Raw genomic sequence first — 14,293 nt, forward strand, 5'->3', positions numbered from 1 at the left:
AACGGAATTAGACACGGCACTAACCGCGAAACACGGCCTTACAAACACCCCGGCGACCGCTCGGTGAACGTACATGTTCACAAAGATTGTGGGCAAGGACCCCGGCAGGAAGCTGCCGGGCACCTGGGTCGCCAAACGGCCGGAAACCGCTGTCCCGTAGGCCATTCAGCGCAGAAACCGGCCTCCGATCCGCCGATTTGGGGCAATGCCGGTGACCCGTCTCACGCGCTCCGGCATTCCATTCCGTGGACTGTCGGTAGGGCGTGGCATCGTGACCCGTATGGGCTATCAAGAGTTTTCCGCGGGCCGGGCGGGCATCGCCTGTCTGTGGCGGCGGACTCTGGCGGAGCCCGCCGAGCACCGGATCGTGCCGGACGGCTGCGCCGACGTGATCTGGCACCGCGAGAGCGGTCGGCTGTTCGTCGCCGGGCCGGACACCACGGCGCAGGTGGGTGTCGGGGAGCCGGGGACGCTGGTCGGGCTGCGGTTCCTGCCCGGGGCGGTCGCGGTGGGCGTGCCCGCCGACGCGATCCGGGACGGGCGGGTCGACCTGGCCGACTTCCGGCCCGACGCGGCCGAGTTGGCCGACCGGCTGGCCCAGTCCCCCGACCCGCACCGGGTCCTGCTCGACGCCTTCCCCACCCGGCCCGATCCCACCGTCGCCGCGATCCGGGACCTGGCCGGGCGGACCGGGAAGGTGCGCGACATCGCCGATGTCGTCGGCCTCAGCGAGCGGCAGCTGCTCCGCCGCAGCGCCGCCGCGTTCGGCTACGGGCCCAAGGTGCTGCACCGGGTGCTGCGGTTCGACTGGGCGCTCAGGTCGGTCCGCGCGGGCAGGCCCGCCGGGGAGGTCGCCTACGACTGCGGGTTCGCCGACCAGGCCCATCTGGCCCGCGAGGTCAGAGCCCTCGCGGGCACCACGCTCACCGGACTTCTCGGCCGTGGGCGCGCAGCGTCTTGAGCGCCTGCACGGTCATCCAGCCCGCCCACTCGAACTCGACCACGGGCGTCCAGGCGGGCCAGCGCACCCGCCAGCCGCCGTCCTCACCCTGAGCCGCCTCCAGGTTGTCCAGGCTCGCGGCCATCTCGTCGGCGGTGAACCAGGAGTACGCGAGGCTGTCCGGGGACGGCGCGTAGTCGTGGGGATCGTGCAACTCGCCTTCGGCATAGCCGTCGGGCACGGTCGCGACCCCGTCGACCCGCGCCAGACCCCGGGACCGCACGATCTCGCCGATCGACTCGGCGGCGCGTGCCGCCCGATCGCGGTCTGGGGCGTGGTCCAGGAACTCGACACACGCCAGCGCCTCGTACGGGTGGGTGTCCGTCAGGGACTCGATGCGCGGCCAGCAGAACTCCGCGGCCCGGTCGACCCACGAGTGGACCACACCCGCCCGCCACAGCGCGCCGACCAGGTTCGCGGTCGGCAGCAGCGAACCCGTGTACTCGGCGGGCACTTCCCACCAAGGCGCGCGCGGAAAGTCCGTCGCGTTGGGATGGACGAAGGGGACACCGCCCTCCGGCGCGGTGACCGACTCCAGGTAGTCGGCGACGCCATCAGGGGTCGCGTCCACTTCGTACAGGATGTTCAACGCCGTCAGGACGGTGACGGGTTGGCTTCCCGGGCCGCGGCCGTCGGGCTCCAAAGCGTTGCCGTAGCCGCCGTCGGCGTTGCGGTAGGGCGCGAGCGCGGCGAGGACCGCCTCCGCGGAGCCGCCGCCGAACAGGAACTCGAAGCGGCGGCGGTCGAGCAGCCGGGCGGTCCGCAGGACGAAATCTGAGGCAAGGGCGAAAGAAGTCACCCGACCAACGTAAGCCCGTACGCCGCCGCCGTCTTGAACGAAACGGACGTCAGGACGCCGACGTCACCCGGTACACGTCGTACACGCCCTCGATGCCGCGCACGGCCTTCAGCACGTGCCCGAGGTGCTTCGGGTCGCCCATCTCGAAGGAGAACCGCGACACCGCCACCCGGTCGCGCGACGTCGTCACCGTGGCCGACAGGATGTTGACCTTCTCGTCGGCCAGCACCTTCGTCACGTCCGACAGCAGCCGGTGCCGGTCGAGCGCCTCGACCTGGATGGCGACCAGGAATACCGACGACTCCGACGGCGCCCACTCGACCTCCAGCAGCCGCTCCGGCGAGTCCATGAGGTCGTCGGCGTTGGTGCAGTCGGTCCGGTGCACGCTGACGCCGCCACCACGGGTCACGAAACCCAGGATGTCGTCGCCCGGGACCGGGGTGCAGCAGCGGGCGAGCTTCACCCAGATGTCGCTGGCGCCCTTGACTATGACGCCCGCGTCGCCCGAACTGCGGCGGCGCGTGATGGTCGACGGCGTCGAGCGCTCGGCCAGCTCGTCCTCGGCGTGCTCCACCCCGCCGAGCAGGGCGACCAGCCGCTGCACGACATGCCTGGCGGAGGTGTGGCCCTCCCCCACGGCCGCGTACAGGGCACTGACCTCGGGGTAGCGCAGCTCGCGGGCCAGCGCGTTGACCGACTCGGCCGACACCAGCCGCTGCATCGGCAGCCCGACGCGGCGGACCTCCTTGGTGATCGCGTCCTTGCCTGCCTCGATCGCCTCTTCCTTGCGCTCCTTGGCGAACCACTGCTTGATCTTCGCCCGCGCCCGCGGCGACCCGGCGAAGGCCAGCCAGTCGCGCGAGGGCCCCGCGCCCTCGGCCTTCGAGGTGAAGATCTCGATGACCTCGCCGTTCTCCAGCTTCCGCTCGAGCGCGACGAGCCTGCCGTTGACCCGCGCGCCGATGCAGCGGTGGCCCACCTCGGTGTGCACGGCGTAGGCGAAGTCGACCGGCGTCGACCCGGCGGGCAGGGTGACCACGTCGCCCTTGGGGGTGAAGACGAAGATCTCCCGCGCGGCCAGGTCGTAGCGCAGCGACTCCAGGAACTCGCCGGGGTCGGCGGCTTCCCGCTGCCAGTCGAGCAGTTGGCGCATCCACGCCATCTCGTCGACGTCGGCGCCGCTGTGGGTGCCCCTGGTCTCCTTGTAGCGCCAGTGCGCGGCGATGCCGTACTCGGCGGTGCGGTGCATCTCGTGCGTGCGGATCTGCACTTCCAGCGGCTTGCCGTCCGGCCCGATGACCGTGGTGTGCAGCGACTGGTACACCCCGAACCGCGGCTGGGCGATGTAGTCCTTGAACCGGCCGGGCATCGGCTGCCAGAGCGCGTGCACGACACCCATCGCGGCGTAGCAGTCGCGGACGTCGTCGACCAGGATGCGCACGCCGACCAGGTCGTGGATGTCGTCGAAGTCGCGGCCGCGGACGATCATCTTCTGGTGGATCGAGTAGTAGTGCTTCGGCCTGCCCTCGACCTTCGCGGTGATCCGCGAGCCGCCCAGGTCGGCGCCGAGCTGGTCGACGACCGTGCGCAGGTACGTGTCGCGCGACGGCGCCCGGTTCGCCACGAGCCGCACGATCTCGTCGTACTTCTTGGGCTGCAGGATGGCGAAGGCCAGGTCCTCCAGCTCCCACTTGACCGTGGCCATGCCGAGGCGGTGGGCCAGCGGGGCCAGCACCTCCAGGGTCTCGCGGGCCTTCTTGGCCTGCTTCTCCGGCGGCAGGAACCGCATCGTGCGCATGTTGTGCAGCCGGTCGGCCAGCTTGATGACCAGCACGCGCGGGTCGCGCGCCATGGCGATGACCATCTTGCGGATGGTCTCGGCCTCGGCGGCCGACCCGAGCTGCACCTTGTCCAGCTTGGTGACGCCGTCGACCAGGTGGGCGACCTCGTCGCCGAAGTCGGCGCGCAGCCGGTCGATGGAGTAGTCGGTGTCCTCGACGGTGTCGTGCAGCAGCGCCGCGACCAGCGTCGTGGTGTCCATGCCCAGCTCGGCAAGGATCGTGGCCACGGCCAGCGGGTGGGTGATGTACGGGTCGCCGGACTTGCGCCGCTGCTCGCGGTGGGCTTCCTCCGCCACGTCGTAGGCGTGCTGGAGCAGGGCGAGGTCGGCCTTGGGGTGCAGTTCGCGGTGCACCGCGGCCAGGGGCTCGAGCACCTGCTTGACCGGGGCCGCGCGCTGCGCGGTGATGCGGCGGGCCAACCGGGCGCGGACGCGACGGGTGGCCGACGGCTCGCGGCCTGCGGGCGTCAGCGGCTCACCGGCCCCCGTCGCCGCGCTGTCAACGTCGTGGGTCACCCATTGCTCCCGGCACTAGGTCGCCGGGTCACTGGTGTGGCCCGGGTATCGAGAATAACGCCGGAACGGGTGTCGAACTTCCGCTGGGGCGCTTAAGTGCCCTCGTCAGACGCCCAAGAGCGCTGTCAAATTAACAGCGCCTAGTCGCCCGCGACCGCCTAGCGCGCCGATTTCCAGGACGACGGCCACCGCGGCCACGGACGCACCCGCCCGCTCCACCAACCCTACGGCCGCCTCGACGGTGCCGCCGGTGGCGAGCACGTCGTCGACAATGACGACCCGCTCCCCCGGCCGCAGCGCGTTCTCCGGCAGCTCGAAGGTGGCCGAGCCGTATTCGAGGTCGTAGGTGACCCGGTCGGCCACGGCGGGCAGCTTGCCCGGCTTGCGCACCGGGACCACGCCGTAGCCGCGCAGGGCGGCGAGCGCGGCGCCGAACAGGAACCCGCGGGCCTCCAGGGCCACCACGGTCGTCACGTCGGCGGGGATGCCCTGGCCCAGCGCGTCGACCACGGCGCGGAACGCCTCACCGTCGGCGAGCAGCGGGGTCAGGTCGCGAAAGAGAACGCCCTGGTCCGGGAAGTCAGGGACCTCCCGAACCAGGGCGAGTGCGTTCTCCAGCAGCACGCGGTCAGCGCTTCCGCTTGCCCGACGGCCTTCCGCCCGGCTTGCGCTTGGCGTCGCTGGCCTTGGGGGTGCGCGACGGCACGCCCGCGGCGATGGCCATGGCCTTCTCGCGGCGCACCTCGGCCTGGACGGCATCGTCGTCGTCGAGGTCCAGCTCCGACTCGGCCTTCTCGGCGGCGTTGAGGCTGTCGCCCAACTCGGCCTTGCGGGCCTGGTTGGCCTTGCGCTGCGCGACCCGCTCGGCCTGCTGCCTGTACTTCGGCTCGGTCATCTTCAGGTCCACCAGCAGCGGGGTGGCGAGGAAGATCGAGGAGAGCACGGCGGCGAGCATGCCGGTGGCCTGCACGAGCGCCAGGTCCTGCAGCGTGCCGACACCGAGGATGCCGACACCGACCACGAGCAGGCCGAGGACCGGCAGCAGCGCGATGAGCGCGGTGTTGATCGACCGCAGCAGGGTCTGGTTCAGCGCGAGGTTGGCCGCCTCGGCGTAGCTGCGGCGGGTCAGCCCCAGCAGGCCCCGGGTGTTCTCCTTGACCTTGTCGAACACCACGACCGTGTCGTAGAGCGAGAAGCCGAGGATCGTGAGCAGACCGATCACCGTGGCGGGCGTGACCTCGAAGCCGACGATCGAGTAGATGCCCGCGGTGACGACGATGTCGTGGAGCAGCGACAGCATCGCCGCGATCGCCATCCACTTCTCGAAGTAGAGCACCAGGAAGATCGTCACCAGCACCAGGAACACGATGAGCGCGATGAGCGCCTGCCTGCTGATCTCGCCGCCCCAGGTGCCCGACACGGCGCTGTCGCTGATCTGCGACGCGCTGGACTCACCGCTGGCGTTCTGCGGCTTGAGCTGCTCGAACAGCGCGGCCTTGATCTCGGTGACCTCGGAGATCGGCAGCGCCTCCGACTTGATCTGGATGGTCGCGTCGTTGCCGGTGCCGACCTTCTGCACCGACGCCGGTTCCTTGCCCGCCGCTTCCTTGAAGACCTCTTCGACCCGGTCGGTGGAGATCGGGCCCGTCGCGCTCGCGGCGGGCATCGAGATCTTGGTGCCGCCCTCGAAGTCGATGCCGAGGTTGAACCACCGGAACGTGATCGACAGCAGGCAGATCAGGACCAGGCCGCCGAAGATGATGTACCAGCGCTTGCGCGTGCCGACGATGTCGAATGCGCCGTTGCCCACGTAGAGGCGAGTGAAAACGCTTTCTTTGTTGGACACGTCGTCACACTTCCTTCGCGGCGGCGGCACCGGCGACCGGCGCGGCCTTGCGCGCCACGGGCCGCTGGACGGCTCCGAGGCCCGACAGCTTCGAGTTGGACAGCAGCTTGGACTTCGACGCCATCGCCACCAGCGGGTGCGTCACCAGGAACACGACGACGAGGTCGAGGACCGTCGACATGCCCAGGGTGAACGCGAAGCCCTTGACCTGACCGACGGCCAGCACGTAGAGCACCGCGGCGGCGAGGAACTGCACCGCGTCGGCCGACAGGATCGTGCGCCGCGCCCGGACCCACGCCTTCGGCACCGCCGACCGGAACGACCGGCCCTCGCGGATCTCGTCCTTCAGTCGTTCGAAGAAGATGACGAACGAGTCCGCGGTGATACCGATCGCCACGATGAACCCGGCGATACCGGCCAGGTCCAGGGTGAACCCGACCCAGCGGCCCAGCAGCACCAGCACCGCGAAGACGATCAGGCCGGACAGGGCCAGCGACAGGATCATCAGCACGCCCAGCAGGCGGTAGTAGAACAGCGAGTAGACGAACACCAGCAGCAGACCGATACCACCGGCGAGCAGACCGGCCTTCATCGACGACAGGCCCAGCGTCGGGGACACCGTCTCGGCCTCCGAGGCGTCGAACGACAGCGGCAGCGAGCCGAACTTCAGCACGCTGGCCAGCTTGTTCGCCTCGGAGCTCTTGAAGCCGCCCTCGCCGCCGGTGATCTGGGTGTCGCCGTTGATGACGCCCTGGATGGTCGGCGCGGACACGACCGCGGTGTCGAGGACGAACGCGGCGCGCTCCTTGACGTGCGCGGCGGTGTACTTGGACCAGATGTCGGCACCCGTGCCGGTGAAGCTGAGGCTGACCACGTAGCCGACGCCGCCCTGGTCGACCTGGGCGGTGGCGTTGCTGATCTCCTTGCCCTCCAGGAACGACGGGCCGAGGATGAACTTCTCGTTGCCGTCCTGGTCGCACGTGGCGACCGGCTGCGTCGGGTCGTCGTTGCCGACCAGCGGGTCCTTGTTGCCGGGACCGCAGCTCAGCGTGCTCAGCGCGGCGAGCTGCACCGACTGGTCCGCGGGGACCTCGGCGCCGTCAGCGCCCTTGCTCGGGGCGATCTTCGGGTCCTGGCGGCAGGTCTTGGCCGCGGTGATGACCGCGCCCTTCTCCGCCTTCGGGTCGGCAAGCAGCTTGGAGTAGTTCGTGCACGCCTCGGTGGTCGGCAGCTGCGCGGGCGGCTGCTCGGTGCCCGACGGCGGGGCCGCGGACGTCGTCGGGGCCGGGGGCTGCGACGTCGGCTGCGCGGCCTTGGCCGGAGCCGGACGGCCCTGCGGCGCCGCGCTCGACGTGGGGGCGCCGGCCGACGGCGGAGCCGAGGTCGGCGCCGCGCCCGAGGTGGGAGCGCCGGAGGTGGGCGCGCCGCTGGTCGGCGGCGTCGTCTGCTCCTGCTGCAGCGGACCGGCCGGGATCGCCTGCAGGACCGGGCGGAACCGCAGCTGCGCGGTCTGCCCCAGGTCCTTGGCGCGCTCGCCGTTCTCACCCGGAACCGTGATCACGATGTTGTTGCCGTCGAGGACGACCTCGGCGCCACTCACACCGGTCCCGTTCACGCGGGTCTCGATGATCTCGCGCGCCAGGTTCAGCGACTCCTTGGACGGATCGCCGCTCGTCGTGCGCGCGGTCAGCGCGACGCGAGTACCACCCTGCAGGTCGATGCCCAGCTTGGGCTTCGCCTTGCCGTCCCCGGTGAAGAACACGAGGGCGTACAGGACAGCGACGATTGCTACGAAGAACGCCAGATAGCGTCCTGGGCGGATCTGCCCGGCCGGTGGTGCCACGGTCGGTCCGTCTCCTCGGCTAGCTTCGGATGTGCACGTGTGCCTCCCGCGCGGGCAGCGCGGTTGACCTGCGCATGGCGGTCATGACACTGCGCCCGCACCCGAGTCACACATGTGGGTGAGGGCGCAGCGTACCTCTTGCGAAGTGAACCCAGTGTTGCCCGGGTCACTGCGCCGATAACTGTTTACGACCTACTTGCCGTGGTCCAGCGGGGGCGCGACCTGGGCGGTCGAGTCGCTGTCGGCGTCGGTGGCCTCGTCCTCTTCATCGTGCTCGTCCGGGCCGACCTTCTCTCGGATCGCCTGGCGCAGCCACTCGGTCTCGACGCCCGGGGCGATCTCGAGGCCGATGGTGGCCGAGTCGGAGGTGTCGGAGACCGTGCCGTACATGCCGGAGGTCGTCATGACCCGGTCGCCGACGGCGAGCGAGTCCTGCAGCTCCTGCTGCTGCGCCATCATCTTCTTCTGCCTGCGGGAACCCAGCACGAGCGGGATCGCGAGCACGGCGACGAGGAGCAGAGGGAGCAGAGCCTGATTCATTTCTCTCCGTTCGACGAACCTTCCCGGCGGGTGCGGGAAAAGTCCGATTGTTCGGGTTGTATCCCCCGAGTGTGCCAGGTGTGAGTTGCGCGAACACGACCCACACGTGGCCGGTCACTCATCGAACAGGGTAGGCCCAGCCTGGCCAAAGGCTTCGATCGGGGCGGGCAGGCCGAGGTGGGTCCACGCCGCGGCGGTCGCGACCCGGCCGCGCGGGGTGCGGGCGAGCATCCCGGCGCGCACGAGATAGGGCTCGCACACCTCTTCCACGGTGGTCGCCTCCTCGCCGACGGCGACCGCGAGGGTGGACACACCGACCGGGCCGCCGCCGAAGGAGCGGACCAGTGCGCTGAGCACGGCGCGGTCGAGCCGGTCGAGGCCGAGTTCGTCGACGTCGTAGACCTGCAGGGCGGCTTTGGCGACGTCCCTGGTCACGGCGCCGTCGGCGCGGACCTCGGCGTAGTCGCGGACCCGGCGCAGCAGCCGGTTGGCGATGCGGGGGGTGCCCCGGGAACGGCCCGCGATCTCCTCGGCGCCGTCGTCGTTCAGGTCGACGCCCAGGATGGTGGCGCTGCGCGTGAGGATCCGCTGCAGCTCGTGCGGCTCGTAGAACTCCATGTGCGCGGTGAAGCCGAAGCGGTCGCGCAGCGGGCCGGTGAGCACCCCGGAGCGGGTGGTGGCCCCGACCAGGGTGAACGGCGCGATCTCCAGCGGGATGCTGGTGGCGCCGGGGCCCTTGCCGACCACGACGTCGACCCGGAAGTCCTCCATCGCCAGGTACAGCATCTCCTCGGCGGGCCGGGCGATGCGGTGGATCTCGTCGATGAACATGACCTCGCCCTCGACGAGGTTCGACAGCATCGCCGCGAGGTCGCCCGCGCGTTCCAGCGCCGGGCCGGAGGTGATGCGGATCGGCTTGCCCAGCTCGGCGGCGATGATCATGGCGAGGCTGGTCTTGCCGAGGCCGGGCGGGCCGGAGAGCAGCACATGGTCGGGCGGGCTGCCGCGCTTGGTCGCGCCCTGTAGCACCAGGTCGAGCTGTTCGCGCACGCGCGGCTGGCCGACGAACTCGTCGAGCTTGCGCGGCCGCAGCGTGGCCTCTTCGTCGCGCTCCCCGACCTCGGCGACCGGGGAGAGCTGCGACTCCCACTCCTCGTGCTCCATCAGCGCTTGCGCCCGAGGGTGGTCAGCGCCTCACGCAGCACCGCGGAGGTGTCGCTCAGGCCGTTCTTCGCCAGCACGCCGTCGACGGCCTGCTCGGCCTGCTTGGCCGCGAACCCGAGCCCGACCAGCGCCTCGACGACCGAGCCGCGCACGTTGCCGACCGGCGCGGCGGGCTCGGCGCTGCCCGCGACGGCGCCGACCTTGTCGCGCAGCTCGATGATCAGCCGCTCGGCGCCCTTGCGGCCGATGCCGGGGACCTGGGTGAGGACGGTGATGTTGCCGTCGGCGAGCGCGGCGCGCAGCTGGTCGGGTTCCAGGACGGCCAGCGTGGCCAGCGCGAGCCGCGGCCCGATGCCGGACACGGTCTGCAGCAGCCGGAACAGGTCGCGCGCGGCGGTGTCGGCGAAGCCGAACAGGGTCAGCGAGTCCTCGCGCACGACGAGCGCCGTGGCCAGCGCGGCCTCGTCGCCGCGGCGCAGCGTGGCCAGCGTGTGCGGGGTGGCCTGGACGGCGAACCCGACGCCGCCGACCTCCACCACCGCGTGGTCGAGCCCGATCGCCGCCACCGTGCCGCGCACCGAGGAAATCACTTCGCCACCGTCCCTGCCTGTCCTTGGGCCTTCGCCGCGGTCGCCGTCACTTCGCCGCCGCTCCTGCCTGTCCTTGGGCCTTCGCCACGGCCGCCATCACTTCGCCGCCGTCCCTGCCAGTCCTTGGGCCTTCGCCACGGCCGCCATCACTTCGCCGCCGCCTTGTTGGCCTTCGCCGCGGCCGCCAGCCTCGCACGGTGGGTGCGGGCGATCTCGGCCGCCTTCGCCTCGGCCTCGGCGAGGCGGTTGCGCATCGGGGCGCGCCACAGGTGGCAGATGGCCAGGGCCAGCGCGTCGGCGGCGTCGGCGGGCTTGGGGGCCACGGTGAGGCCGAGCAGGCGGGTGACCATGGCGGTGACCTGGGCCTTGTCGGCCCGGCCCGAGCCGGTGACCGCGGCTTTGACCTCGCTGGGCGTGTGGAACATGACCGGCAGCCCGCGCCTGGCCGCGACCAGCGCGACGACCCCGGCGGCCTGCGCGGTGCCCATCGCGGTGCGCACGTTGACCTGGCTGAACACCCGCTCGATGGCGACCACCTCGGGCCGGTGCTCGTCGAACCACTGCTCGACGGCGTCGGCGACCTTGAGCAGCCGCACCGCGAGATCGTCGTCGACCGGCGTGCGGATGACGTCGACCGCCACCGCGCGCACCTGGCGCCCGACCCCACCGTCGACCACCGCGATGCCGCAGCGGGTCAGCCCTGGGTCGACTCCCAGCACGCGCACGACTCTCCTTCACCTGGAACACTCGTTCGAGAGAATAGCGAGGTGAGCGTGGTCCAGGCCGGGGACACGCCGGTCCTCACACCAGGGAGGGCCTGCGCGGGTCGATCACGTCGACGCCGGTGTCGAGCAGCCGCTCCAGCGCCTCCAGGCCGTCGGTCCGCACGAGTTTCGCCTCGGCGCCGGTGATCGTGACCAGCCAGAGGAACTGGACGTGGGTGCCGTCCGCGTCGAGGTGTTCGAGCGTGGGCCCGTAGGGATAGGGCAGCGACACGAGCAGGTGGTCTGCCGTGCCGCCGTCGAGCCATGGCCTGCCGATGTTGACCGTCGACCCGATCTCCAGCCGGAGCTTCAGGGCCTTGGTGGCGGACTTCAGCTGGTGCTGGGCGTCCCACTCGAAGTTCTCGTTGACCAGGCCGAGCAGCCCGGGCTTCTCCTTCAGCGCGCCGTTGGCGTCGTAGTTGTAGGCCCCGACGGCGGATCGGCTGTCGCGGCGGGCGCGGTCAGCCCGGTGGCGACCAGGCCGAGGCAGGCGGCGAACGAGACAGCGGACGCGGCGATCTTCCCCACAGCGAGCTCCGTTCCTTGGACTCCCCCAGAGAGGTCGTTGCTCGACCAACTACAAGGCGGTGCTTCGAGTCAACAAGTAACGAAGTTCACGGGATGTGTCAACCAGTTACCGTCTTGACGCGGTGCGTCACGGCGTGCGGGGTACCTCGATCGGGTCCTCGATGAGTTCCGGCCGCAGCGGGTCGCAGGTCGGGACCAGCCACGGGGTGTGCGCGGGAGCGTCCGGGGCGGGGGTCCAGGCGCGGCACGTGGTGTCGAGCTTGATCGGGAAGATCGTCAGCCCGCCCTGGTCGTCGATGCGCAGCCGCAGGAAGCCCTTGAAGTCCTCGATGCTCTGCCCGGCCATGACCTCGTTGAGGTTGATCCCGAACCGGCTCGCGATCATCAGGTACACGGCCACGAGTTCGGCGTCGATGAACCCGATCAGCAGCGGCGTGCCCACCATGACGATCACCAGCGTCGCCCAGTCGCCGATCAGACCGTCCGGCAACACTTTCGTGTAGAGCCAGATGACGGTGAACGCCCACGCCGTGCTGAGCGCTATGTGCGCGATGGCGTGCAGTAGCCCCGCGACTGTCGCGGCGGGACCCTTGCGCGGATCTTCGAGCCGGGCGAACGCGAGCGCGCCGAGGATCAGCCCGAACCCGACCAGGATCGCGGGCGTCCAGCTCGCGACGAGCCCGAAGAAGCCGGACGGGCCGTGGCTGCCGAGGACCTGGACCAGTCCATAGAGGACGGCCAGGCTCATCAGGGTCTGGAAGGTTCCGGTGAGACCCCAGAACCCTGGGTTGCGCCACGGCAGCTGGAAGATCCCCGCGGCGAACCGCTCCGACGTCGCCTCGCTCGGGTAGCGCTCGGCGATGTCGTAGTGGGCGGGCACCGACGGCTCACGCACCCGCGAGGTCGGCGGCGGCAGGATGAGCTTCTCGGGAAGCTCGTGGGTGGCGGCGAGGTAGGCACCGCCGAGCCCACAGGTGATGCGCTGGCGGGTGCCGTCCCGCTCGGCGTAGCGGGCGTAGTGGTGCTTGTCGCCGGAGAGCATGACCCGGATCTCGGCGCCCTGGGAGCGAACGATCTCGCGGTCGAAGAACTCGACGGTGTCGTAGCTCTTGGTGTGTCCGCCGGACCCGGCGTCGACCCAGACGGGCGCGGAGGTGCACAGGATGACACCGTCGCCGGGTCGCAGTTCGGCGGACGCCTTGCGGAAGTACTCGAGCTGCGGGGAGTCGACGTAGTCGTCGAACTGGGTGTCGATGGCGAAGAGCCACCAGCGGTGCGGCAGCTCGATGGCGAAGTACGAGCGCGTCTGGGCGGTCTCCCAGCCGCCGAAGCTGCGCTTCTGGGCGAAGACGCGGAGGAAGGAGGTGAGGCCGTCGTACCAGTCGTGGTTGCCGGGGAGGGCGAAGAGGGTGGGCGGGTCGCCGTCCGGGGCGGGGAAGGCGGCCCGGTAGACGCCTTTGCTGCGGTCTTCGTAGTTCTGGGTGGAGGCGGAGGGGTAGACCTGGTCGCCACCCATGATCAGCAGCCGCCCGCGCGGAAGCTTCTGATCTTCAACGGCGAGTTCGCCCGCGGCCAGGAGGGTGGCGATGGAGTAGGTGGGGTCGAAGCCGTCACCGACGTCGGCGACGAAGTCGATCCAGAGCTCGTCATCGTCGTCGTAGCGATGGATCTTGGCGGGCAGGCTGCCCTGGAGCTCGCGCTTGTCGGCGTAGGACCCGAAGATCGTCGCAATGACGGACTGGATGCCGGTGCTGATGAGAACCTTGGGGGCCAACCACCTGACCGCCGGTTTGGGCGCGAAGCCTAGTTCCGCCTCGGTGATGGCGTGGGGCCTGGGGCGGGGGTTTGGGGTCGTCACGGGGCATCCCTCCTGAAGAGAGGGTAGCCAGGTGATCAATGTGTGAGTCTCGGCCGTTCGGGCAGGATCACCCCATGACCTCCGATCGAAGCGACATCCGGCTCGTCACCCTCACCGAGGCCGTGCGCGCTCGACCCCTGATGTACTTCGGCGCGGAACGTACCGACGGCACCCTGCCGGGTCGAGTGCTCGGTTGGGTCGTCGACGATGCGCCGGACACGGCGCGACCGAGGTGTGCGTCGAGATCACCGACGACCACGGCTTCACCGTCACCGACGACGGCCCCGGTATGCCAGTCACGGTCGACGGCCGGGCATGGCTGCCGAGGGCGCTCACCGAGTTGCCCGTGGGCGGCGACATTCGCGGGTTGGGGCTCGGCGTGGTGCGGGCGGTGAGCGTCGATGTCGTCATCGACACTGTCACGACGAAGACGACTTCGGTCTCGGTCGGTAGGTAGGTAGGTAGGTAGGTAGGTACGGATCGAGACCGGCGCTAGGGGCCGTCGATGCCCGGGCGCCAGCTCTCGGGGAGGCCGCTGTTCGTCAGCACCGGCTGCCACACCTCGAAACCCTGCGGTGCGTCCGGGCTCCAGGGCCACTTGCCCTCGGGCGTGGCGACGATCAGCTGCAACGCCGGGAACTCGCCGGACGGGTAGAGCAAGAACGCGCTGCCCAGGAATTCCGGGTAATGCCCCTTGTGCACACGCTCGACCACGACAGGTACGCCGTCGAAGAAGTCGAGGTAGGGCAAGCCGGGGAAGAACCTCTCCCCCGAGCTCGCCCTCCGCACATACAGATCGATCAGCGGCCGAGCCATCTCGACCGGCAGGCCGATCACCACCGCCTCCGGAGCCCCGAACCGCCGCCACGCGCCCACCGAGAACGCGTACGGCGCGCCGTACTCGTCGCCTGCGATCTCGACCACCGCGTGGCCGTCCTCGTCGGCGGTGCGCAGCAGCCACTGGCGCAGGTTCTCGTCTTCGGCGGTGATGCCGTCCAGGGCCAC

The 14,293-nt window shown here is 70.3% G+C and carries 14 protein-coding genes; 2 read left to right on the forward strand and 12 right to left on the reverse strand.

Translation table 11 applies throughout. The features are described 5' to 3' along the window. The first annotated feature begins 280 nt into the window (after nt 1-280). Nucleotides 281-961, forward strand: coding sequence for a helix-turn-helix domain-containing protein (locus tag ACSHT8_RS10885; protein WP_436500235.1), 681 nt, complete (start codon nt 281-283; stop codon nt 959-961). Here the strand turns inward: ACSHT8_RS10885 and ACSHT8_RS10890 are convergent. The 11 genes from ACSHT8_RS10890 to ACSHT8_RS10940 form a co-directional block, all read right to left on the reverse strand. Then, the gene (locus ACSHT8_RS10890) at nt 924-1,799 is read right to left on the reverse strand and encodes a hypothetical protein (protein ID WP_436500236.1); all 876 of its coding nucleotides are present in this window, start codon (nt 1,797-1,799) and stop codon (nt 924-926) included. The two genes, ACSHT8_RS10885 and ACSHT8_RS10890, sit on opposite strands and share 38 nt — an antisense overlap. Before the next feature lie 49 nt (nt 1,800-1,848). Beyond that, complete coding sequence (locus ACSHT8_RS10895) at nt 1,849-4,155, reverse strand: RelA/SpoT family protein (protein ID WP_436500238.1); 2,307 nt, start codon at nt 4,153-4,155, stop codon at nt 1,849-1,851. A 105-nt stretch (nt 4,156-4,260) separates the two neighbouring features. Further along, complete coding sequence (locus tag ACSHT8_RS10900; protein WP_436500239.1) at nt 4,261-4,779, reverse strand: adenine phosphoribosyltransferase; 519 nt, start codon at nt 4,777-4,779, stop codon at nt 4,261-4,263. 4 nt (nt 4,780-4,783) lie between these two features. Beyond that, complete coding sequence (secF, locus tag ACSHT8_RS10905; protein ID WP_436500240.1) at nt 4,784-6,001, reverse strand: protein translocase subunit SecF; 1,218 nt, start codon at nt 5,999-6,001, stop codon at nt 4,784-4,786. 4 nt (nt 6,002-6,005) lie between these two features. Then, nucleotides 6,006-7,844, reverse strand: a complete 1,839-nt coding sequence (gene secD / locus ACSHT8_RS10910; protein ID WP_436500242.1) for a protein translocase subunit SecD — start codon at nt 7,842-7,844, stop codon at nt 6,006-6,008. Nucleotides 7,845-8,036: 192 nt separating this feature from the next. Next, entirely contained in the window at nt 8,037-8,384 is a 348-nt protein-coding gene (gene yajC, locus ACSHT8_RS10915; RefSeq protein WP_436500244.1) for a preprotein translocase subunit YajC, read from the reverse strand. A gap of 114 nt (nt 8,385-8,498) precedes the next feature. Next, nucleotides 8,499-9,548, reverse strand: a complete 1,050-nt coding sequence (gene ruvB, locus ACSHT8_RS10920) for a Holliday junction branch migration DNA helicase RuvB (RefSeq protein WP_436500246.1) — start codon at nt 9,546-9,548, stop codon at nt 8,499-8,501. Beyond that, nucleotides 9,548-10,138 (reverse strand): Holliday junction branch migration protein RuvA, encoded by a 591-nt coding sequence (ruvA, locus tag ACSHT8_RS10925; protein ID WP_436500248.1) that lies wholly within the window; start codon nt 10,136-10,138, stop codon nt 9,548-9,550. Before ruvA ends, ruvB begins: the two co-directional genes overlap by 1 nt. A 146-nt stretch (nt 10,139-10,284) precedes the next feature. Further along, a complete protein-coding gene (ruvC, locus tag ACSHT8_RS10930; RefSeq protein WP_436500250.1) occupies nt 10,285-10,863 on the reverse strand; it encodes a crossover junction endodeoxyribonuclease RuvC in 579 nt (192 codons plus the stop codon). Between the two features lie 76 nt (nt 10,864-10,939). Then, entirely contained in the window at nt 10,940-11,479 is a 540-nt protein-coding gene (locus ACSHT8_RS10935) for a suppressor of fused domain protein (RefSeq protein ID WP_436500252.1), read from the reverse strand. A gap of 78 nt (nt 11,480-11,557) precedes the next feature. Continuing rightward, nucleotides 11,558-13,288 carry a metallophosphoesterase gene (locus tag ACSHT8_RS10940; RefSeq protein ID WP_436500254.1) on the reverse strand — a complete coding sequence of 577 codons (1,731 nt, stop codon included), beginning with the start codon at nt 13,286-13,288 and terminating at the stop codon, nt 11,558-11,560. Nucleotides 13,289-13,481: 193 nt separating this feature from the next. On the opposite strand from ACSHT8_RS10940, the gene ACSHT8_RS10945 reads away from it, so the two are divergent. After that, nucleotides 13,482-13,745 (forward strand): hypothetical protein, encoded by a 264-nt coding sequence (locus ACSHT8_RS10945; RefSeq protein WP_436500256.1) that lies wholly within the window; start codon nt 13,482-13,484, stop codon nt 13,743-13,745. Between the two features lie 35 nt (nt 13,746-13,780). Here the strand turns inward: ACSHT8_RS10945 and ACSHT8_RS10950 are convergent, their stop codons facing one another. Then, nucleotides 13,781-14,293, reverse strand: a complete 513-nt coding sequence (locus tag ACSHT8_RS10950; RefSeq protein ID WP_436500258.1) for a DUF4262 domain-containing protein — start codon at nt 14,291-14,293, stop codon at nt 13,781-13,783.

This window comes from Actinokineospora sp. HUAS TT18, from assembly GCF_051364635.1.
Lineage (GTDB): Bacteria > Actinomycetota > Actinomycetes > Mycobacteriales > Pseudonocardiaceae > Actinokineospora.